The 20,342-nt window shown below is 35.8% G+C and carries 21 protein-coding genes, 2 riboswitches and 1 other annotated feature; of the genes, 4 read left to right on the top strand and 17 right to left on the bottom strand.

All coding sequences use genetic code 11. The annotated features are described in order from the left end of the window. Nucleotides 1–54 precede the first annotated feature (54 nt). Complete coding sequence (gene gltP, locus ACQKNI_RS05890) at nt 55–1,329, bottom strand: glutamate/aspartate:proton symporter GltP (RefSeq protein ID WP_088231643.1); 1,275 nt, start codon at nt 1,327–1,329, stop codon at nt 55–57. A gap of 502 nt (nt 1,330–1,831) precedes the next feature. Between gltP and ACQKNI_RS05885 the strand changes: the two genes are divergently transcribed. Next, nucleotides 1,832–3,094 (top strand): murein hydrolase activator EnvC family protein, encoded by a 1,263-nt coding sequence (locus tag ACQKNI_RS05885; RefSeq protein WP_427282268.1) that lies wholly within the window; start codon nt 1,832–1,834, stop codon nt 3,092–3,094. A gap of 99 nt (nt 3,095–3,193) precedes the next feature. Further along, the gene (locus tag ACQKNI_RS05880; protein ID WP_170933774.1) at nt 3,194–3,352 is read left to right on the top strand and encodes a hypothetical protein; all 159 of its coding nucleotides are present in this window, start codon (nt 3,194–3,196) and stop codon (nt 3,350–3,352) included. Between the two features lie 26 nt (nt 3,353–3,378). Here ACQKNI_RS05880 and ACQKNI_RS05875 read toward each other — a convergent pair whose 3' ends face one another. The 12 genes from ACQKNI_RS05875 to ACQKNI_RS05820 form a co-directional block, all read right to left on the bottom strand. Next, nucleotides 3,379–4,734, bottom strand: coding sequence for a sodium-dependent transporter (locus ACQKNI_RS05875; RefSeq protein WP_140417418.1), 1,356 nt, complete (start codon nt 4,732–4,734; stop codon nt 3,379–3,381). A gap of 111 nt (nt 4,735–4,845) precedes the next feature. Continuing rightward, nucleotides 4,846–5,094 (bottom strand) — a binding site (T-box leader). Between the two features lie 64 nt (nt 5,095–5,158). After that, nucleotides 5,159–5,773 carry an NAD(P)-binding protein gene (locus ACQKNI_RS05870; protein WP_427282267.1) on the bottom strand — a complete coding sequence of 205 codons (615 nt, stop codon included), beginning with the start codon at nt 5,771–5,773 and terminating at the stop codon, nt 5,159–5,161. Then, nucleotides 5,748–6,500 (bottom strand): sirohydrochlorin chelatase, encoded by a 753-nt coding sequence (locus ACQKNI_RS05865; RefSeq protein ID WP_427282266.1) that lies wholly within the window; start codon nt 6,498–6,500, stop codon nt 5,748–5,750. The genes ACQKNI_RS05870 and ACQKNI_RS05865 overlap by 26 nt, the downstream gene beginning before the upstream one ends. Before the next feature lies 1 nt (nt 6,501). Continuing rightward, a complete protein-coding gene (cobA, locus tag ACQKNI_RS05860; protein ID WP_098882524.1) occupies nt 6,502–7,278 on the bottom strand; it encodes a uroporphyrinogen-III C-methyltransferase in 777 nt (258 codons plus the stop codon). Nucleotides 7,279–7,364: 86 nt separating this feature from the next. Further along, nucleotides 7,365–7,565: a DUF3906 family protein gene (locus ACQKNI_RS05855; RefSeq protein ID WP_071709835.1), complete on the bottom strand. Its 201-nt coding sequence runs from the start codon at nt 7,563–7,565 to the stop codon at nt 7,365–7,367. Nucleotides 7,566–7,577: 12 nt separating this feature from the next. Next, complete coding sequence (locus tag ACQKNI_RS05850; RefSeq protein WP_427282265.1) at nt 7,578–9,200, bottom strand: nitrite/sulfite reductase; 1,623 nt, start codon at nt 9,198–9,200, stop codon at nt 7,578–7,580. 109 nt (nt 9,201–9,309) lie between these two features. Further along, the gene (gene cysC / locus ACQKNI_RS05845; RefSeq protein ID WP_098357333.1) at nt 9,310–9,909 is read right to left on the bottom strand and encodes an adenylyl-sulfate kinase; all 600 of its coding nucleotides are present in this window, start codon (nt 9,907–9,909) and stop codon (nt 9,310–9,312) included. A gap of 12 nt (nt 9,910–9,921) precedes the next feature. Then, nucleotides 9,922–11,058 carry a sulfate adenylyltransferase gene (gene sat, locus ACQKNI_RS05840; protein WP_427282264.1) on the bottom strand — a complete coding sequence of 379 codons (1,137 nt, stop codon included), beginning with the start codon at nt 11,056–11,058 and terminating at the stop codon, nt 9,922–9,924. 38 nt (nt 11,059–11,096) lie between these two features. Further along, nucleotides 11,097–11,798, bottom strand: coding sequence for a phosphoadenylyl-sulfate reductase (locus tag ACQKNI_RS05835; protein WP_427282263.1), 702 nt, complete (start codon nt 11,796–11,798; stop codon nt 11,097–11,099). An 86-nt stretch (nt 11,799–11,884) separates the two neighbouring features. Then, nucleotides 11,885–12,028, bottom strand: coding sequence for a YezD family protein (locus ACQKNI_RS05830; RefSeq protein WP_000116159.1), 144 nt, complete (start codon nt 12,026–12,028; stop codon nt 11,885–11,887). Between the two features lie 71 nt (nt 12,029–12,099). Further along, nucleotides 12,100–12,208: riboswitch (SAM riboswitch) on the bottom strand. Nucleotides 12,209–12,323: 115 nt separating this feature from the next. Continuing rightward, on the bottom strand, nt 12,324–13,640 hold the full coding sequence (gene lysA / locus ACQKNI_RS05825; RefSeq protein WP_098882528.1) for a diaminopimelate decarboxylase: 1,317 nt from the start codon (nt 13,638–13,640) through the stop codon (nt 12,324–12,326). 180 nt (nt 13,641–13,820) lie between these two features. Continuing rightward, nucleotides 13,821–14,002: riboswitch (Lysine riboswitch) on the bottom strand. An 89-nt stretch (nt 14,003–14,091) separates the two neighbouring features. Beyond that, entirely contained in the window at nt 14,092–14,487 is a 396-nt protein-coding gene (locus ACQKNI_RS05820; protein ID WP_140417419.1) for a DUF3888 domain-containing protein, read from the bottom strand. A 254-nt stretch (nt 14,488–14,741) separates the two neighbouring features. On the opposite strand from ACQKNI_RS05820, the gene ACQKNI_RS05815 reads away from it, so the two are divergent. Together ACQKNI_RS05815 and pssA are read left to right on the top strand one after the other, a co-directional pair. Continuing rightward, entirely contained in the window at nt 14,742–16,628 is a 1,887-nt protein-coding gene (locus tag ACQKNI_RS05815; RefSeq protein WP_088231656.1) for an LTA synthase family protein, read from the top strand. Between the two features lie 182 nt (nt 16,629–16,810). Beyond that, nucleotides 16,811–17,512 (top strand): CDP-diacylglycerol--serine O-phosphatidyltransferase, encoded by a 702-nt coding sequence (gene pssA / locus ACQKNI_RS05810; protein WP_002158661.1) that lies wholly within the window; start codon nt 16,811–16,813, stop codon nt 17,510–17,512. 90 nt (nt 17,513–17,602) lie between these two features. On the opposite strand, the gene ACQKNI_RS05805 is transcribed toward pssA, so the two are convergent. The 4 genes from ACQKNI_RS05805 to hisE form a co-directional block, all read right to left on the bottom strand. Further along, the gene (locus ACQKNI_RS05805) at nt 17,603–18,574 is read right to left on the bottom strand and encodes an NAD(P)-dependent oxidoreductase (RefSeq protein ID WP_427282262.1); all 972 of its coding nucleotides are present in this window, start codon (nt 18,572–18,574) and stop codon (nt 17,603–17,605) included. 148 nt (nt 18,575–18,722) lie between these two features. Continuing rightward, the gene (locus ACQKNI_RS05800; protein WP_427282261.1) at nt 18,723–18,908 is read right to left on the bottom strand and encodes a DUF4025 domain-containing protein; all 186 of its coding nucleotides are present in this window, start codon (nt 18,906–18,908) and stop codon (nt 18,723–18,725) included. A 68-nt stretch (nt 18,909–18,976) separates the two neighbouring features. Continuing rightward, nucleotides 18,977–19,996 carry a histidinol phosphate phosphatase domain-containing protein gene (locus ACQKNI_RS05795; RefSeq protein ID WP_427282260.1) on the bottom strand — a complete coding sequence of 340 codons (1,020 nt, stop codon included), beginning with the start codon at nt 19,994–19,996 and terminating at the stop codon, nt 18,977–18,979. Between the two features lie 12 nt (nt 19,997–20,008). Next, nucleotides 20,009–20,332: a phosphoribosyl-ATP diphosphatase gene (gene hisE, locus ACQKNI_RS05790; RefSeq protein ID WP_427282259.1), complete on the bottom strand. Its 324-nt coding sequence runs from the start codon at nt 20,330–20,332 to the stop codon at nt 20,009–20,011. Between the last annotated feature and the right edge of the window lie 10 nt (nt 20,333–20,342).

Here is a 20,342-nt window from a genome sequence, read left to right as displayed (position 1 = left end):
TTCTATATATAGAAAAGCTCTCACATATTATGTGAGAGCTTTTTCATATTATAATTAAGCCGCTTGACCCTTTTCAGATATCTCTTTTAAATAAGCTTGTCCTTTTTCAGCGTCATATTGACCTTCCCACTTAGACATAACTACAGCTGCTAAAGAGTTACCTACAACGTTAACCGCTGTACGAGCCATATCTAAAATACGGTCAATACCAGCGATGAATGCTAAACCTTCAGCTGGAATACCTACTGTACCAAGTGTCGCTAATAATACAACGAATGATACGCCCGGTACACCCGCGATACCTTTTGAAGTAACCATTAATACAAGTAATAATGTAATTTGTTCCGTAATGGATAAATCAATATTGTACATTTGCGCTAAGAAGATTGCTGCAATTGCTTGATATAAAGTTGATCCATCTAAGTTAAATGAATAACCTGTCGGAATAACGAAAGATGTAATCGCTTTCGGGCAACCGAATTTTTCCATTTTCTCCATAATTTTCGGTAAAACTGTTTCTGAACTTGCTGTAGAATACGCTAAGATCAGCTCGTCTTTTAAAATCTTAAAGAATTGGAAAATGTTAATTCCGAATATTTTCGCTGTAAGTCCTAACACGACCACAACGAAGAAGATCATTGCTCCGTATACTACAATGAGCAATTTCCCTAATGGAATTAATGAAGAAAGACCAAATGTAGAAACTGTAACACCAATTAATGCGAATACACCAAATGGTGCAAATTTCATAACTTGGTTCGTAACGTAAAACATGGCGTCAGCTACACCTTGGAAAAATTGTAGAACTGGTTTACCACGCTCACCAATTGCTGCTACACCTAAACCAAATAGTACAGAGAAGAAGATAATAGCAAGCATATCACCTTCAGCTAATGATTTCATGATGTTCGTTGGAACAATATTTACAAATGTATCCGCAAACGAATGACTTTGTACTTGTTCTGTTGTTTCTGCATATTTAGAAATATCTGTTTTTGTTAATTGATCCATATCAACGCCTTTTCCTGGTTGGAAAATGTTCGCTATTAATAGACCAACAATAATTGCAATTGTTGTAATAATTTCAAAGTAAAGAATTGTTTTTCCGCCTAGTCGGCCTAGTTTTTTAACATCGCCAACACCAGCAACCCCAACAACAATACTTGCTACAACAATCGGCACAACGATCATTTTAATTAATCGGATGAAAATATCGCCAATTGGCTGTAAGTACTTCGCAACTGCTGGATTATCAAAGAAAATCGCACCAACTGCAATACCTAGTGCAAGACCAATTAATATTTGCCATGCAAGTCCTATTTTTTTCATACTTGTTGTAACCCCCCTCGATGTGTCACTCTATCTATCTCTCATTCTATCTATATCTATAAAACTAAGAAATTAAGAGTATTACATATTATTCGACAATTCACTACATTTTGCCTCTGTTAAAAATCATAAATCAAAAATTAAAATCTGACAACTAAATAAGTTTGCCCGAACGCAAATAATTTTCTTGACAAAAACAAAACCCATGTCAGAAAACCTCACATGAGAACGATTCCTTACCAGTTTTTTATTGGCTTTTGCAATAATATTTAACTATATAAAACAAACGCACTTCCCCCCTTTATTTTACAAAAAAAGGAACGATATATTCTCTTTGCTGCACTTATAAAAAATGTAACTACTATGACAATTAAACTTAAAAGATGATAAATTCCGACAAAACTTAGCAATTTTATAAAATTTTCTTTACATTATGATTACAGCGATAGACACTCCTCTTCTTATGATATATAACATTCATAGGGAAAGGAGCCAAACAACAATGAAAAAGAAATTTGCAGCGTTTAGTGTTTTAGCAGCAGGAACGATTTTTGTTTCTCCCCTACTTTCACCTGTATACGCTGAAACGAATCAAGATAAATTATCTAACATACAATCAGAATTAGATGGCAAACAAAATGACTTACAAAATAAATCAGTTGAGAAAGAACAAATAGAAAAAGAAATTCAAGAATTACAAAAGAAAATCGACGAATTAACTACTTCTATTAATAAAAACGAAGCTGAATTAAATGATACGAAAAAAGAAATTAGCAAAACACAACAAGTAATTGCTGAAAAAAAGAAACATATAGAGCAATTACAAACAAACATAGATACGCGTCAGGAAATTATTAAACAGCGATTACAATCTATGCAAGAAAAACCTCGTACAAATATGATTACAGAGGTATTAACAACTTCTACAAACATTGCTGATCTTGTTGATAATATGTACTCCGTAAGTTTAATATTAAACAACGATACAGATATTGTGAAAAAACAAACATCTGATCAAGATGCTGTAACGACAGAAAAAGAAGCTGTTGAGAAAAAAGAGCAGCATCTGAAAGAATCTGAGCAAAAATTAGTACAAAAACAGCAAGAATTACAAAATAACCAACAGCAGCAACAAACTTTTATTAACGATCTACATACGAAAGTAGCAAAAGTAGACTCAGAGATTGAAGGATTAGAAGAAACAAAAAGTATTTTAGAAAACCAGCGTCAAGCTGTTCAAAAAGCAATTGAAGAAGAAAAACGTGCTGAGGAAGCTCGTAAAGCTGAAGAGGCACGCAAGGCTGAAGAAGCTCGTAAACACGCTACCGCATCTGCTCAATCCGCCCCGACACCACACGATACAAATATTGGCGGATTTATTAAACCGGCAGCCGGATCGAAAACTTCAGGATTTGGTACACGTTCTTTAGATAACCATAAAGGAATTGATATCGCTGCTTCAGGAACAGTACCTATTGTTGCTGCTGCTGACGGCGTCGTTATTCGCTCAGAATTATCATCTAGTTATGGAAATGTTGTGTACTTATCTCACCGTATAAACGGAAAAACATATACGACAGTATATGCTCATATGAGCAGCCGTTCTGTATCGAATGGACAAACTGTAAAACAAGGCGATCAGCTTGGATTTATGGGGAATACCGGTCAATCATACGGACAACATTTACACTTTGAACTTCACCTTGGGGAATGGAATGTCGGTAAGACAAACGCAGTTGATCCATCTCCTTATATCGGATTATAAAAAACTCGGTGCATACCGAGTTTTTTATTTACACTTCACACAATATAGGCCTTCCACATAGAATACAACTAAATGCCTACATTTTACGAGGTGGTTCATATGAATACACAATTACAACAAGAAATAGAAGAAGCTAGAGAAACGTACATTGGCCGGTTATTTACATTTGGTGGCTCAGCGTTATTTTTAATCGGTTCATTCATCGCAGTCGTCACAGCTTATAAAGCATATAATCGTTTATTGCATTCATCAACATAAAAAAGACGGGGATTCCCCCGTCTTTTTTATGCAAACATTTTAAATACACCTATCGCATTTAAAAACACAATGATTACAGTTACTGGAATAATATAACGAAGTAAGAAGAACCAAATGTTAAATAGCGTTTTCCCTTTCGTTTCCGTTACTTCTAATTCTTTCATTAGTAACTCTTTGCTCATTTTATTTGGTACAAATAGCGAAATAGCTAGTACCCCTAGCGGCAGCAACACATTGCTTACCGAAAAATCGACGAAATCAAAGAATGTTTTTCCAAATATTTTCACATCACTCATAACCCCAAATGATAACGCTGATGGAATTCCAACTGCAAAAATAAGAATACCAATTAATAATGATGCGGACGGACGCTTCTTCTCATTATCTTTCGCAACAGATGCTACAACAATTTCAAGCATCGAAATTGCTGATGTTAAGGTCGCAAAGAAGAATAAAACTAAAAACATAACAAAGAAAAATTGTCCGAATGGTATTTTCGCAAATACAGCAGGAAGAACGATAAATAATAGTCCAGGTCCTTCAGTTGGCTTAACTCCTAACGCGAAAATTGCCGGGAAAATTGCTAATCCTGCAAGCACTGTAATAAAAACAGTTAAACTTACAATAGATGTTGCTGATTTCGCCAAATGTTCCTCTTTCTTCAAATACGAACTATACGTTACCATTACTGAGGCACCTACTGTTAGCGAGAAGAAAGATTGTCCCATCGCATATAAAATCGTATCTGCTGTAAGCTTTGAAAAATCTGGTTTTAAGAAGAACTCTACCCCAGCCATAGCACCATCAAGCGTTAACGCACGAATAATGATAGCAATAAATAAAATAAATAATAGCGGCATCATGTACTTACTTGCCTTCTCTATCCCCTTCTCTACACCTTTACTTACAACAAAAATCGTACAAAGCATAAAGAGGAATTGCGCTCCAATCGCACTTACTGGATTCGAAATCGTTTCACCAAACAATTTCCCATAATCGACAACACCATTCCAGAAACTACCTGTCACACTATAGTATAAATACAGTAAAATCCATCCGCCTACAACACTATAGAAAGAGAGTACACTAAAACAAGTAACAACTCCCATACGACCAATCCAAGGATATAATTTACTATTTGGCACTAACACCTTATACGCTGTTACCGCCTCTTTTTGTGTACTACGCCCAATAACAAATTCTGCTAATAATAACGGCATTCCAATAAATAAAGTTAACAGTAAGAAGACTAAGAAGAATGCGCCTCCCCCACCATTACCTGCAACATAAGGAAACTTCCATATTGCACCAAGACCTACTGCGGCTCCGGCTGCTGCGAGTACAAAGCCTATTTTCGACGTCCATTGCTGTGTTTCTTTCATCATAATTTCTCCTTTTCTGAATATTTAAACTTTTACTAATTATACACTTTCATTTCATACTCGCACACCTCCTTTAGAAAATAAAAAAGTCCCCTACACGCAAATATGCATGTAGAGGACGATATATGTAATGTAAATACCGTGGTACCACCTCAATTGGATTGATAAATCCCACTTGTTCAAGTACAGGAATAATTCCGATACTCTATCCTTTTAACGGCGGAACCCGGGTTGCCTACTACAATGTTCAGCATACCTCTCGCAAGCCCATTCTGTATATTTTATCGTACCGGGCTCACACCTCACCCCAGCTCTCTGAACGCCTCAAATATACGTACTCTTCTTGCTCATCGATTTCATCTATTGAAGTTACTTGTGATTATAAATTATATTTTTACACTTGTAAAGTGCAATTTACTTTTTATTATTGTAGAACTTCCCCCTCTAATTCCCGTAAAAAACTTTCTCTTTTTTCCTCGTTTTGCACATATACTGATTTCAATACTTCTTGTAGCAATATATGTCGTTCTCTCTTTTCTAACTGCAACTCTTTTAACTTGATTCTTACTTCATATAGAAACTCTAAATACGTTTCGTATGTTTCATCGTATTTATTTGCGATATCATCTCGAATTTTTTTCGCAAGCTTTGGACTTGCTCCTCCAGTAGAAACCGCTATATTAAGCAAACCACGATGAATTGCCGCCGGAAAATGAACATTACCACTTTCGGGGTTTGTAATAACATTTACCAATTGATTCTCTGCTGCATCTTCAGCAACTTGTTCATTTAATACGGAATCACTACTCGCTGCAACAACTAAAAAAGCATCTTTAATATCACTTTTTTCATATTCTCTTTGATACCAACGAATTTTCTTCTCCTCCACAAGTTTCACTAAATTTACGTCTAATTCTAGACTTATTACAACTATATCCGCACCTTGTTTTAGTAAAGGAATAATTTTAAACCCTGCAACTTTTCCTCCACCAATGACAACAACACGTTTCTTATCAACTCGCACTATAAGTGGATACATATTGATCCCCCTTCAATATTTCCTTCGTTTTTTGGATTAACATATTTTGGAACGCTTCATTTTTTCCTAAATACGGACTTATTTTTATCCCTACCAACTCATATTGACACACTTCTTTCTCAATATGTTTCATAAGTAATCCTGTAAATAACAAATAAGGTAACACAACGATATGCTCTTCTTCTCGTTCTACAACTTCCTTCAATTTATCCTCAAACTTCGGTTCGGCAGCTGCTAAAAAACAAACTTCCACTTTATCAATTTTTTCTTCTGCTTGAAATAAAGTAACGATCCGATTTATATCTTGTAAAGTTTCAGGATCGCTACTGCCCCTTGCAACAAGTAAAAGCGTCACTTTATTTTTATATTCTTCAATGCCACTTTCTTTATATATCGATTTTATAAGTGTTCTTGATACACCGAATGGATTACCGTAAGTCACCTTAATATGAGGATATTGATCATTTAACTTTTGTAATTCAAACGGAATATCATTTTTCACGTGACCTGCTGCTAATAAAAATACAGGAATGGCGATAATCTCTGTCGCACCACGCTTCACACATGCGCGAAACCCTTCTTCGATAGAGGGACTCGCTAACTCTAAAAAACAAACTTCTTGAATCGTTTCCTCTATACGACTCATACATGCTGTAACAAATTGAATTGCCTCTTCTTTCGCTTCCTTCAACCGACTTCCGTGACATATATATAAAACAGCCTTCATTTTACAACACTCCACTTACTTGATAGGCATTTTCCGTTTGTTTCTCAAACCAATGAATCTTTTCTCTAAAACGGACAACTTCTCCAATTACAATCATGCTCGGATTTTGAATTTGCTCTTTTTTCGCAACCTCTACAATTGTCCCTAACGTCCCAACAACTGTGCGCTGCATAGATGTCGTTCCCCGCTCAATAATAGCAGCGGGTGTACTTTTATCTTTTCCATGCTTCATAAGTTGTTCACATATGTAGGGCAAATTACTAACCCCCATATATACCGCTAAAGTCTCTACACCTTTCGCTAAATTTTCCCACTTCACTTCCTCTTCAGCATCTTCTTTCCTATGTCCTGTCACAATAGCAAAACTTGCACTTGCATCACGATGTGTCACCGGAATCCCCGCATAAGCAGGTGCAGCTATTCCAGAGGAAATACCTGGGACGATTTCAAATGATATCCCTTGTTTTGCTAGCGCTTCAGCTTCTTCTCCGCCTCTACCAAATACAAACGGATCTCCCCCTTTTAACCGCGTTACAACTTTTCCTTTTTTTGCGTATTTAATAAGAAATGTATGAATTGTCTCTTGCTTCATCGTGTGATAATTCGGGAGCTTCCCGCAATAAATTAAATCCGCTTCAGGCTTTGCGTACGAAAGCAACTCTTTATTCACAAGACGGTCGTATAAAATAACATCTGCCTTCTCAATACATTTCAATCCTTTCACAGTGATTAAATCTGGATCCCCAGGGCCCGCTCCAACGATATATACTTTTCCCATCAGCTCTCCTCATTTCTACTATTAAAGTGAAACTTCCATTCTTATATATGAATGGAAGTTTTCATTACTTCATATTTCAATGTTCCTTACTCATGAATAACAAAGGCTGCGCTTTTTCGAATCTTCTTTTTTTCAAATAAGGAAATCTCCTTTATTTCCGGTAACGGTAAAAAATGTTTTTCAAGCTCAATCTCCGCAAGCTTAAATGCCTGTTCTTCACTCTGAGCAACAACAACAATCGGAACGATATTATTCGCTAATACAGCTTCAAATCGGTATAAATCCATATTGCCCCCTCCTTAAGACGCTATAACTTCCTCTAACACGTTATTTAACGCTATTTGCAGTGTATCTACACCGATACGTTCAACAAAATCATAAAACGTTTCAGCTGGTAACTTATTTTCTTTGAAATAATTTATAAATGATGCGAGCACATCCGGTAAATCTTCACCGTCTATTTTCCCTTTTAGCTTTTGATTATAAGCACCACCATCTAGTAACGTTCCGCCTACATAAATTTCAAACGCCTCAACAATTCCTTTTTCCTTCGTTTTCATTTTCACCCCTTGTAATCCAATGTCAGCAATTTGACGTTGACCACATGAGTTTGGACATCCTACCATATGAATTCGAACCGGAACGTCGAGTGCAACTTGTGTATCTAAGTACTCGGCGATTTTGCGTAATCTTTCTTTCGTTTCTACTAATGCAAGATTACAATATTCAATACCTGTACATGAAACCGCATGACCAATAAATGATTTCGGATTTGCAGAAATTGCTTCAAATAACGGTTCACTTAATAAGCCCGCAACATTTTCTGGCGGAACATTCGGAATAATAAAGTTTTGTGAATTACAAGTACGGATTTGCCCGTTACCATATCGCTTTGCAATTTTTGCAATCTCAAACATTTCTTCTGCATGTAAACGCCCTACAGGTACATTAAAACCGACATATTTTAGTCCCTCTTGTTTTTGATCTTGGACACCATAAAAATAACCTGCATTCCATCCTTTTAGTGCACTTTCTCCTTTACTTTGTAAAGACCCTGTATACTCTAGTAGTTTCTCTTTAAATTTCTCCGCTCCCCAGTCTGCAACAAGAAATTTCAAACGTGCTAAATGACGTTTTTCACGATATCCAAAATCTCGGAATATAGTAGCAATCGCAATTGCTACTCCCTTCACTTCTTCTGGTAGAACGAACACATCTAATTCTTCCGCTAAATATGGACGAGCTGATAATCCTCCGCCTACTTTTATATGAAAACCAAATTTTTTCTCACCATTTATTTCTTTCGTAGCAGGTGTAAATGCAACACAGTTAATCTCTGCGTTTGCTGAATTATAAATGTTAGAACTAATGGACATTTTAAATTTACGTGGTAAGTTGGAAAACTCTTCATTATGTTGGAAGTAGTCATATACCTCTTTCACAATATGCGTTGTATCAAACAGTTCATTTGCATCAATTCCAGCAAGTGGGTTACCTGTAATATTACGCGTTATATCACCACACGCCCCTGCTGAAGATAATCCAACTCTCGCTAATCTTTTAAAAATATCTGGAATTTGCTGAATCTCTAACCAATGAAACTGAATTGCCTGTCTTGTCGTAATATCGATTACATCGCGTCCATAGTCCTCAGCAATAGAAGCAAGCACTTCTGCCTGTGCATTTGTAATAATCCCAGAAGGAATATTTACACGCATCATAAAATAGCCCGCTTCTTTCGGGCGCTGCAAATACAATCCTGCCCATTTAAATGCGTCCCACTCTTCTTTCGGAATAGATTCGAATCCATTCTCCGCATAGTAAGGAATATCATTAAAGATTTCCAATCCATCTTTTTCTAATTTATTCTTCTCAGTCTGATTTAATTTTTCATTGTTAGCCCATACTTTTTCATAACTCATTTTTAATCCCCCTATATAAAGTGAAACTTGAATCAGGCATTTACGGACAGCAGGGCTCCCACCTAACTACTTTGCCTAGCTGAATTTTAAGGTGGGAGGGTAATGCCCGTTAATGCTTGATAAAGCTACGCTCTTGTAAGTACTTCACAATTTGTTCTGCACATTCTTCAATAGAATACTTATGTGTTTCTACAATTAATTCTGCTCGTTCTGGCTCCTCATACGGTGAATCCACACCAGTAAACTGTTTAATATCACCATTCCTTGCCTTTTTATAAAGACCTTTCGGATCACGTTTTTCACACTCTTCAATCGGACACTTCACAAACACTTCAATAAATTCATCCGCCGATAAAATATCTCTTACTTGCTTACGATCCGTGCGAAATGGTGAAATAAACGCTGTAAGTACAATCGTTCCTTGATCTACGAATAGTTTAGAAACTTCACCGATACGGCGAATATTCTCTGTGCGATCACTTTCAGAAAAACCTAAATCGTTATTTAAACCGTGGCGTATATTATCCCCATCTAGCACATAGTTTCCGATATTCTTTTCAAATAGTTTACGAGCAACCGCATTCGCTACTGTAGATTTACCTGAAGCTGATAAACCCGTAAACCAAATTGCAAAACTATGATGGCCATTTTTCACTCTTCTTTCATTTTTTGAAACAGAGGCTGTATGCCAAGTAATATTTGTATTCATCTCATTCTCTCCCTATTTTGTTACTACACCTTTTTTCAACCCTTTAATTAGCACTTCCACTACTTCTTGACGGCTAAATGTACTTGGCGGAATCTCACCATTTCTTAATAATTCTCTTACTTTCGTCCCTGATAAAATAACATGGTCTTCTTTTCCATGCGGACATGTTTTCGTTGAAGCCATCGCTTCACATTTCCCGCAGTAAAAGCTATGTTCAAAAAATAGCGGTGTAATCCCTAACTCTTCTATCGTAAAATTCGTAAAGATTTCCTGCGCTTCATATGTTCCGTAATAATCTCCTACCCCGGCATGATCACGCCCTACAATAAAGTGGGTACAGCCAAAATTCTTTCTGACTAATGCATGAAATATCGCTTCCCTCGGTCCTGCGTAACGCATTGCTGCAGGAAACACGCCTAAAAAAACACGGTTTTTCGGATAATAGTTTTGAAGCAATACTTCATAGCTTTCCATCCTTACATCAGCAGGAATATCATCTGATTTCGTTTCCCCCACGAGCGGATTCAAAAAGAGACCATCTACAATTTCAAGAGCAGACTTTTGAATATATTCATGTGCACGATGTACCGGGTTTCTCGTTTGAAATCCAACTACTGTTTTCCAACCACGCTTTTTAAATTCTTCTCTCGTTTCAATTGGATCTAAATGATAAGAAGGAAATTGATTATTTTCAAAGCGTTTTGTCAGAATAATAGCTCCTCCGACGTAAACGTTTGGTCGTTCATATAATTTTTTCACTCCTGGATGAGCCTCATCCGTCGTTTTATATACAAGTAATGCTTCTTTTTCTTTATCTGGGACAAAAATATCTTCTATTTGAATGACACCATATATATTTCCGTCGTTAACAAGCTTTACTTCCTCTCCAACTTCCAGCCTCTCTGCTACCTCTTCTGTTATCGGTAATGTAATCGGTATACTCCAAACGCTCCCATTTTCTAAACGAAGGGTTTCTACGACCGAATCATAATCTTTCTTTCCTAAAAAACCTGTAAGCGGGCTATATCCTCCTGTCGCTAGCAGCTCTAAATCACTTAATGCAATGTTGTCTAATTTAATTTCTTTCTCAATTTTCGATACGTCGTATGTCTCATCTATACGGTTTACTAATTCGTTTCTTGTGCTCATTTTCTATACCCTCTCTTAGCTTTATTTTTCAATTTATCTTATTGGTAATGAAGACCACATTCTGTTTTCACTTTCCCAGCCCATCTACCATCTCTTGAGTCGCCGCCATCTACAGGTAACGTACACTTCTCACATCCAATGCTTGGATAGCCAACATCATGTAATGGGTTATACGGCAAACTATGTTTGTGTACATAGCGCCAAACTTCTTTCCATGTCCAATGAATGAGTGGACAAATCTTAATAGATTGAAAACGATGATCTTGATTTATAAAGTTTGTATGTTTGCGAGTTTCTGATTGTTCCCTTCTTAAACCTGATATCCAAGCCTTTTCATTTGCTAATGATTTTTCTAGAGGTAAAATTTTTCTAATCTTACAGCAAAGGTTTGGATTATTTTCCCACAACCTGTCACCATGCAACTTTGCTTGTTCATCAAGTGTAAGTTCTGGCTGTTTTTCTATAATATTTAATGAAGGAAATCGTTCCCGCACTTTTTGAATTAATTCATATGTTTCTTGAAAATGAACATTTGTATCTAAAAATACAACTTTAGCAGATGGATTTACTTGGTTTATAAGGTGCAGTAATACCATACCTTCCACTCCAAAGCTACATGCATATACGATTTCTTCTTTATATTCTTTATAAGCCCAACTTAATACTAATAGCGCACCTTTCGTTTCATCATCTTCCGAAAATGAAACACCATTTTCATCCCACGTTTCATACGTCAACATGTTTTTTCCCCCTGTAAAAGCAAAAAGACGGTTTTAACCTAATAAAATAGGTTAAAACCGCCTCTAGTTTTTCTAGTCAGCGCTTTTTACTTTAAACGTACTTTTTCACTTTTCTCTAATTGAATGACTTTTCCATCTTGTACAACAATTGTAATTGAACCATATTTCATATCAGCAAGCATTGCTTGAATCTTCTCAGATACTTCATCAAAATGTTCCCGTACGCTCACGCGAACAGCCCCCCTTTTATTCATAAAAAAAATCTTTCCCATTTCGAAAAGACTGTTCGGTAATATATTTTACCTTATCTTTCAAAATGGATTCCATTTTGCTGGATTTAGCACCTTGCTTTCTATAAGCAGGTTGCCGAGCTTCTTCGGGCCAGTTCCCTCCGCTTCTCTTGATAAGCTTTGTATTTGTATTTTATCACAATTCTGATTTTTTTCAATCCTAGTTTTCCGATATATTTTAATTATTTTATTTTACAAAAAAGGAATTGCCCATCTGAACAACTCCTTTTCTCATTTAAACAAGTTCTTTAATACGTATGCGATCGTTCCCAATAATATTTTCATATGTTTCGCGCTCTACAACAATTTGTGATGTACCACCTTTCGCGAAGACGACAGCTGGTCTACGAATCCGATTATAATTATTCGCCATTGAGTACCCGTATGCCCCTGTACAAGAAATTGCTAGTAAATCAGCAGAAGCAACTTTCGGTAGAGTAATATCCCAAATTAACATATCTCCACTCTCACAGCATTTCCCTGCAATCGAAACAACTTCCTCGTTCTCATCATTTCCTCGATTCGCTAACATCGCTTCATAACGAGCGTTATATAAGGCCGGTCTTAAATTATCTGTCATTCCACCATCTACTGCAACATATTTCCTTATACCAGGAATATCTTTCACAGATCCGACTGTATAAAGTGTCGTTCCCGCATCACCTACAATACTGCGGCCTGGTTCAACCCAAATTTCTGGCAATGGATAGTTACAGACTGTAAATTGTTCTCTCACTGCACTCGTTACAGCTCGCACATATGTCTCAAGTGTTAATGGCGTATCCGAATCTGTGTAGCGTATTCCGAATCCTCCTCCTACGTTTAACACTTTTACTACATAGTTTGTTTGCTCTCTCACTTCTTCTAAAAAATGGCGTAGAACTTCAATTGCTCGAACAAAACCAGCTGTTTCAAATATTTGTGATCCGATATGCGAATGAATACCTAACACATTATAATTTGATTTTTGTAAAGCAAGATCTATCGCCTGCATCGCTTGACCATTTGAAACACCAAATCCAAATTTTGAATCCTCTTGGCCTGTTGTAATATATTCATGTGTGTGCGCCTCTACTCCAGGCGTTACACGGATTAATATGTTCACAAATTTCCCATATTGCACTGCTAAATCATGTAAAATTTCTAATTCCAAGAAATTATCTACTACAAAACAACCAATATTCGCCTGAAGAGCCATAATCATTTCTTCTTCTGTTTTATTATTTCCGTGAAAATGAATGCGTGATGCCGGAAACCCTGCTTGGAGCGCCGTATACAACTCTCCCCCTGAAACAACATCTAATGACATATTCTCTTCACGAGCTACTCGGCACATCTCCATGCACAAGAACGCCTTGCTTGCATATGCTACTTGATAAGAGAAACCACTTTCTTGAAAAGCACGATGAAATGCACGACATTTCCCTCGAATAGACTCTTCATCGTATACATAAAGTGGTGTTCCGTATTGTTTTGCTAGCTGCGTCGTATCGCACCCTCCAATTTCTAAGTGTCCTTGCCCATTAATTCGGCTTGTGCCGTGTAAATACATTTGAATTCCTCCCTTATTTCCTCTAAAACTCATAACCCCAATCTTCTATTCATTGCAGCACGCTTTTAGATAGACAAAAAACGCGCGGAACAATGTTCACACGCGTTTCTTATTAGGAAAAATATATATTGAAAAAATAAACAAGGTGTTATCTTCTCAAAATAAGAAACCGCATCAACATCTCCAAATAGCTCTCCATAAAATAAATCTTATGACAGTACTACATTTATTCAATGTAGTCCCAATATATGAATAAGGTGGTCATTCTTATATTTCGGCAATAGTCCCTTTCAACCTATGATCACAGATTCCACTAAATCTCCCATAGCTTACTCTTTCCTATCGCGGCCTCTACCTTTGAGAGTAGATGAGGTAAGTCTATTTAATTTTCAAACATCTAATTGTTGCTATTAACAATACCAAAGGACCATTTTATTTGTCAAACAATTTTTTATATTGTTTTTTTGCAGTTTAATTCCGTGTCATTTGGTAAGCGCTTTACTATAATCTTTGTTACTTCCCATTCGCCTTCATCGTTATTAAATGTAATTGTTACTTTTTCAAATGGTGGAGCAATTTTCCCACCAATTCGCTCATACTTCGTCACTTCGATACTCGCTTGAAATAAATATGCACCACTATACACTTTTTTTAAACTAATAATTTTAGGACATTGATAAGGTTTCAAGCTCCCATATTGTTTTTCAATTGCTTTATTTATTTTTGGAAATAAAACAGAATAAAGTGCATCTTCCATAAGAGGGGCATCATATTGAGCTATTGAAACACTCGGTGAAGCAAAAAGGATACAACTACTGCATGCTATACAATATAATAATTTTCGCATTATAACCTCCGTATTATTACGTGATTCTTTCTGCGCACGATCATTATCATACAAAGAAACTCCATTTTATTGTCTCCCACCACTCTTTTTCTACTCAATTATTATAAAAAAGTCCACAACTCCCTTTTATTTTCGTATAATGATACTCATAGTATAATAATCATAATAACAAAGGACTGTTCGTATATATAAAGTGAGGCGCTAATTCAATAGGCTCACAAGAACTGTCATGCTTTTTAGGAGAGGAGTATATTATGCTGCAACGTTTATTTCCAAAACTGCGATTTGCACTCATTGCAGTCGTTTTATTATGGATTAAAACATATATTGTGTACAAGCTAGCATTTGATATTAAAATTGATAACTTCTTTGAAGAATTTATGCTTTTTATTAATCCACTAGCATCGCTACTTTTATTTTTCGGTTTTGCTTTACTTGCATCTAAATATCGAAACCGAATTATAATTGGCATCAGTTTTATACTGTCATTTATTTTATTTGGAAACGCAATGTTTTATGGGTTTTATAACGATTTTGTTACGTTCCCAGTTTTATTCCAAACGAATAATATGGCTGACTTAGGGACGAGTATAAAAGAGCTCTTTACGTATAAAACATTACTTTTATTTGCAGATGCAATTATTTTAATGTTTATTTCGCGTAAATACCCGTCATTTTGTGATAGAACACCACTTTCCCGCTCTGAGAAGCGAACTTTCTTTAGTGGTGTAACAGCATTATTAGCACTGCAAATTGTTGTTTCCGTTATTTATAAACCACAAATGTTCTCACGCTCATTTGACCGTCAAACTGTCGTGAAAAATTTAGGTTTATACACATATCACCTATTTGATATTACACTTCAATCTAAATCTTCGGCTGAACGTGTATTTGCAAGCGGAGACGGATTCTCTGAAATTAAAAACTATACAGACGCAAAAGATAAGCAAGCTGATAAAAACTTATTTGGAGCTGCAAAAGGTAAAAATGTAATTTTAATTTCAATGGAATCTACACAAAGTTTTGTTATTAATAAAAAAATAAATGGAAAAGAGATTACACCATTTTTAAATGACTTTATTAAAGATAGTTTTTATTTCGATAACTTCTATCATCAAACTGGACAAGGTAAAACTTCTGATGCTGAATTTATCGTTGAAAATTCACTTTATCCGTTAGATCGTGGTTCTGTATTCTTTACTCATGCAACAAATGAATATACAGCTACACCAGAACAATTGAAGAAATACGGATATTCTTCTGCTGTCTTCCATTCAAACGATAAATCGTTTTGGAATCGTGATGTAATGTATCCTGCGCTTGGATATGATCGTTACTTTAATTTAAATGATTACGTAGGCACAGAACAAATGTCTGTCGGCTGGGGATTAAAAGATAAAGAGTTCTTTGAGCAATCTATTCCAAAACTAAAATCTTTACCGCAGCCGTTCTATACAAAATTCATTACTTTAACAAACCATTTTCCGTTTCTTCTAAATCCGGAAGATCAATATGTTGATGAATTTAATTCAGAAAGCGACGTTTTAAACCGCTACTTCCCAACTGTTCGTTACACAGATGAAGCTCTTAAATTATTTATTAATCAATTGAAAGCAGAAGGACTGTACGACAATTCTGTTATTGTCATTTATGGTGATCATTACGGTATTTCCGAAAACCATAACGCAGCTATGGCTCAGTTCCTTGGGAAAGACGCAATTACACCGTTTGATTCTATGCAATTACAACGCGTCCCTCTCATTATTCATGTGCCTGGTCAAGAAGGAAAAGTCATTTCTAAAGTATCCGGTCAAATTGATATTAAACCAACTCTTCTTCATTTACTTGGTATTAAAACAAATCAATCCGTAGAATTTGGAACTGATTTATTCATTAAAGAAAAAGACCCTCTTATGATCATGCGTGATGGTAGCTTCGTCTCGGAAGATTATGTTTACACAAAAAACATGTGCTACAGAAGAAATACGGGGGCAGAAACTGATTTAACACTTTGTCAGCCTTATATTGAAAAAGCAAAAACAGAATTAAAACTTTCCGATAAACTCATCTATGGAGATTTATTACGTTTTGATCCTAATAATCGATTAAACACTGGAACGATGACAACGAAATTTGAATAGTTCAGGAAGCAACTTCATAGAAGTTGCTTCCTTTTTTTACGTATTTTTCGAATTATTCTTCTACGAAATCTTTCACAAATTGGGAATTTCTTTCGTATGAGTAATAAATTTATGGTATGATAAAATAAGTAAACTTTCATACACTAATTAAGAATTTATTACAGAAAGCAAGGGATCAGATTTTGTATAGAGCAGCTATTCCAAACTTATTTACGCTCGGAAATTTATATAGCGGATTTTTATCAATCGGCTATGCATCTTTAGGATATTATAAATCAGCTGCTATTTTAGTACTTATCGGGATGATGTTAGATAGTCTTGATGGTCGTGTTGCTCGTTTATTACGTGTGGATTCACAAATGGGAAAAGAGCTTGACTCGCTTGCTGATGTGGTAACATTTGGTGCAGCACCTGCTGTTTTAATGTATTACACATCTTTTTCCAACTATGGAATCATTGGACTATACATAGCGGGACTATTCCCACTGTTCGGAGCATATCGCTTAGCACGATTTAATGTAACACCATCTTCTACTTCTATGAAATATTTCACTGGAGTTCCGATTACTGCAGCTGGAGGGCTTGTCGCTTTCCTAACATTATTTTCAAATACCATTCCAAAAATCGTTCTTATTACAGTATTTGTAACGTTCGCATTTTTAATGGTAAGCCGCATTCGTATCCCAAGTTTAAAGGATGTACCAATTCCACGATATAGCATCATTATTACACTATTTTTAGTTGGAAGCATTATCACAATGTATCAAACAGGCTTTGGTAATTTTTCTGTTTTCTTATTCATTGCCATTCCACTGTATATTTTGTATATGCTATCTCAATTTCTTAGACAAAGACCATCTAAAAAAGCGAATAAAGAAAAATAAACCTTCCGCTTTCGGAAGGTTTATTTTTATCCCAATTGGTGTGAGCTAATAATGAAAGAGGGATGGCCCCTCTCTCATTAAAGTTTCACTTTATTTTGTAACGAATACGTTTTGATTGACAGGTGTTACTGCTTCTTCCCCGTTCAATACAGCCAAAATATTTCTTACAGCCATTTCAGCCATCGCATCACGCGTTTCAAATGTTGCATTTCCTACATGAGGAGCAAGCACAACATTCTTTAATCCTTTTAGTTCTTCTGTAATTTTCGGTTCAAACTCAAACACATCAAGAGCTGCCCCTTCAATTTCATTCGTTTTCAATGCATGAGCAAGTGCCGCTTCATTCATAATTGGACCACGTGAAACATTTACAATATATGCTGTTTTCTTCATCATATTAAACTGCTCTTCATCAATCATATGATGTAATTTCGGATTATACGCACAATTAATTGTAATAAAGTCTGCTGTTTGTAATAATTCTTCTAATGTTACATACGTTGCTCCTAGTTCGTTCTCAGCTTCAGGCTTACGATTTGGCCCTGTATATAAAACATCCATTCCAAATGCCTTCGCACGTTTTGCAACTGCCTTCCCGATTTCTCCAAGACCAATAATTCCAATTGTTTTACCATGTACTTCTCGGCCTAAGAAAAATAACGGTGCCCATCCGTTAAATCCAATTGTACGACATAACGTATCTCCTTCAGGAATTCTACGTGCCGCTGCTAAAAGAAGTGCAAATGTTAATTCTGCTGTCGCTTCAGTTGATACTTTCGGTGTATTCGATACTACAATTCCTTTTTCGCCCGCATACGTATAATCAATATTGTCATAACCAGCACCATAGTTTGCAACAATCTTTAAATGAGGTGCTGCATCAATAACTTCTTTCGGCACCTTTGTAGAAAGTAAACTTAACAATGCATCTTTATCTTGTACACGCTCTGTTAATTCATCTAAAGAAATTAACTCCTCTTTATCATACATTTCTACATCGTGATCTTTTAATAGTTCTAATCCAATTTTTGGAATTTTACCTGCTACTAATATTTTTGCCACTACTAACACCTCTTCTATAAAAAATAAGACATCTCTTATCTTTTATTGTAAGAAATCCACATATAAAAACCAAGGAATTTGATTATAGTTTTGAAAATCGACACTTTTTTATCCATAAGAAAAGAGGAGATGTGACTCTCCCCTCTTTTTACGCTTTTTCTTGTGATTCTTTTCCAAGTTTCACATCAATTGTTCCTTCTGCAACTGTATCACTAATTTGCTCCTCAATAACCGATTGAGATGATTGAGATGATTGAGATGTAGCATTCGTTTCAGAAGTGTAAGCTTGTTGCTCTATCCCTTGTACATTTTGTTTATTTTGTTGTTTCGCCATTTTTTACCCTCCTTTTTGTTCTTTCTTATTTTGAACAAAAAGAAAGGTTTTCATCAAAAAATTGCATTTCATTTTGAAATTGTCATTTCTTCTTCAAGCGGTCTCATTACCCTTGCTCGTTTCGTAAATGTTGCGATATGAGAGATGCCATGAGCTCGTAATGTTTGCACATTTTCTTTTACGTATTTCCCTAAATCATTCGGATAATGTGCATCCGAAGAAATCGTAATAGGAACTCCCTGTTTAGCTAATACTTGTAGATAGAGCGGACTTGGACACATTTCACGAACTGGATAGCGATAGTACAGTCCTGCATTTATTTCTGTTGCAGTATTTGTTTCTACTAGCGCACGAGCAATTTTCTTATAATAAGAAAGCTGTTCATTCTCATCCAACCTGTAATTAAATACTTTTATGTTATCAAGATGAGCTATAATATCAAATAGCTCAGAACGAACCGCACGCTCAACAGTTTTGAAAAACGTATCATATAATGCATGTAAATCGTGTTCCTCAAAATACTCCTTCGTATCTGGATTATCGAACCCCCAGCCGTTTAAAAAATGAACAGAACCAATTACATAATCAAAATCTCCTAGCGCTAATAATTTTTTCAGCTCTTCTTCACAACCAATAAAATAATCCGCTTCAATTCCAAGTTTAAGCGTGACGCCCCTTTTACTCCAACGTTCTTTCGCCTCTTCAATCGCCTTTGTAAAATCGTATAGTGAAACGACTCTTACTTGGTCCAACCATTCCTTCTGTAAACGACCAAGCTTCGAATCACTAATATCTACATATTTTTCATAATATCCTTTCGCCTCATGAAAACGATATAAATGATCAACAATCCCAACTTCTTTTATACCTTTTTGCAACGCTTCTTCTAAATATAAATCGATCCACTTGGCTGTAAATGGCCCTTCCTTCACACGTCTTTGCAAACGCTCTTGTGTTTTCATAAGCCAATCGATAGAATGCCTTTCTTCTGGAAGCGGCTCATAATATTCCATTGCTTCATTTATTTTAGCAAGCCACCCTATTGAATACGGTCCTTCTTCTAAATGAAGGTGATAATCCACTTTCATATGTATTCCCCCTTATAATGTATCTATTTCTTTTCGATCTCCTACTCTCGAAAGCTTTCCATTTCTTTCTTTCACTTCTCGTATGACATCTTCCAGTGCAATATTTTTTTCAGCTAATAGAACAAAACAGTGATACAACACATCGACCATTTCTTTTACTAGTTCTTCTTTATCGTTATTTTTAGATGCGATGATTACTTCCGCACATTCCTCTCCAATTTTCTTTAAAATTTTATCTTCTCCTTTTGAGAATAAATAATTTGTATAAGATTCAGGAAGTGGATTTTCTTTTCGTTCCTCAATTGTTTCGTACAATAACTTAAAGACATTTTCCATATGTATCCCC

The sequence above is a fragment of the Bacillus sp. NPDC094064 genome (genome assembly GCF_050279585.1).
Taxonomy (GTDB): Bacteria; Bacillota; Bacilli; order Bacillales; family Bacillaceae_G; genus Bacillus_A.
Note: the sequence above shows the minus strand (reverse complement) of the source record. Positions and strands in the feature narration are given on the sequence as shown.

Bases quoted from the DNA above. Each gene is read 5' to 3' on its own strand.
- gltP (WP_088231643.1), bottom strand. From the start codon at position 1,329: ATGAAAAAAATAGGACTTGCATGGCAAATATTAATTGGTCTTGCACTA.
- ACQKNI_RS05885 (WP_427282268.1), top strand. From the start codon at position 1,832: ATGAAAAAGAAATTTGCAGCGTTTAGTGTTTTAGCAGCAGGAACGATT.
- ACQKNI_RS05880 (WP_170933774.1), top strand. From the start codon at position 3,194: ATGAATACACAATTACAACAAGAAATAGAAGAAGCTAGAGAAACGTAC.
- ACQKNI_RS05875 (WP_140417418.1), bottom strand. From the start codon at position 4,734: ATGAAAGAAACACAGCAATGGACGTCGAAAATAGGCTTTGTACTCGCA.
- ACQKNI_RS05870 (WP_427282267.1), bottom strand. From the start codon at position 5,773: ATGTATCCACTTATAGTGCGAGTTGATAAGAAACGTGTTGTTGTCATT.
- ACQKNI_RS05865 (WP_427282266.1), bottom strand. From the start codon at position 6,500: ATGAAGGCTGTTTTATATATATGTCACGGAAGTCGGTTGAAGGAAGCG.
- cobA (WP_098882524.1), bottom strand. From the start codon at position 7,278: ATGGGAAAAGTATATATCGTTGGAGCGGGCCCTGGGGATCCAGATTTA.
- ACQKNI_RS05855 (WP_071709835.1), bottom strand. From the start codon at position 7,565: ATGGATTTATACCGATTTGAAGCTGTATTAGCGAATAATATCGTTCCG.
- ACQKNI_RS05850 (WP_427282265.1), bottom strand. From the start codon at position 9,200: ATGAGTTATGAAAAAGTATGGGCTAACAATGAAAAATTAAATCAGACT.
- cysC (WP_098357333.1), bottom strand. From the start codon at position 9,909: ATGAATACAAATATTACTTGGCATACAGCCTCTGTTTCAAAAAATGAA.
- sat (WP_427282264.1), bottom strand. From the start codon at position 11,058: ATGAGCACAAGAAACGAATTAGTAAACCGTATAGATGAGACATACGAC.
- ACQKNI_RS05835 (WP_427282263.1), bottom strand. From the start codon at position 11,798: ATGTTGACGTATGAAACGTGGGATGAAAATGGTGTTTCATTTTCGGAA.
- lysA (WP_098882528.1), bottom strand. From the start codon at position 13,640: ATGTATTTACACGGCACAAGCCGAATTAATGGGCAAGGACACTTAGAA.
- ACQKNI_RS05820 (WP_140417419.1), bottom strand. From the start codon at position 14,487: ATGCGAAAATTATTATATTGTATAGCATGCAGTAGTTGTATCCTTTTT.
- ACQKNI_RS05815 (WP_088231656.1), top strand. From the start codon at position 14,742: ATGCTGCAACGTTTATTTCCAAAACTGCGATTTGCACTCATTGCAGTC.
- ACQKNI_RS05800 (WP_427282261.1), bottom strand. From the start codon at position 18,908: ATGGCGAAACAACAAAATAAACAAAATGTACAAGGGATAGAGCAACAA.
- ACQKNI_RS05795 (WP_427282260.1), bottom strand. From the start codon at position 19,996: ATGAAAGTGGATTATCACCTTCATTTAGAAGAAGGACCGTATTCAATA.
- hisE (WP_427282259.1), bottom strand. From the start codon at position 20,332: ATGGAAAATGTCTTTAAGTTATTGTACGAAACAATTGAGGAACGAAAA.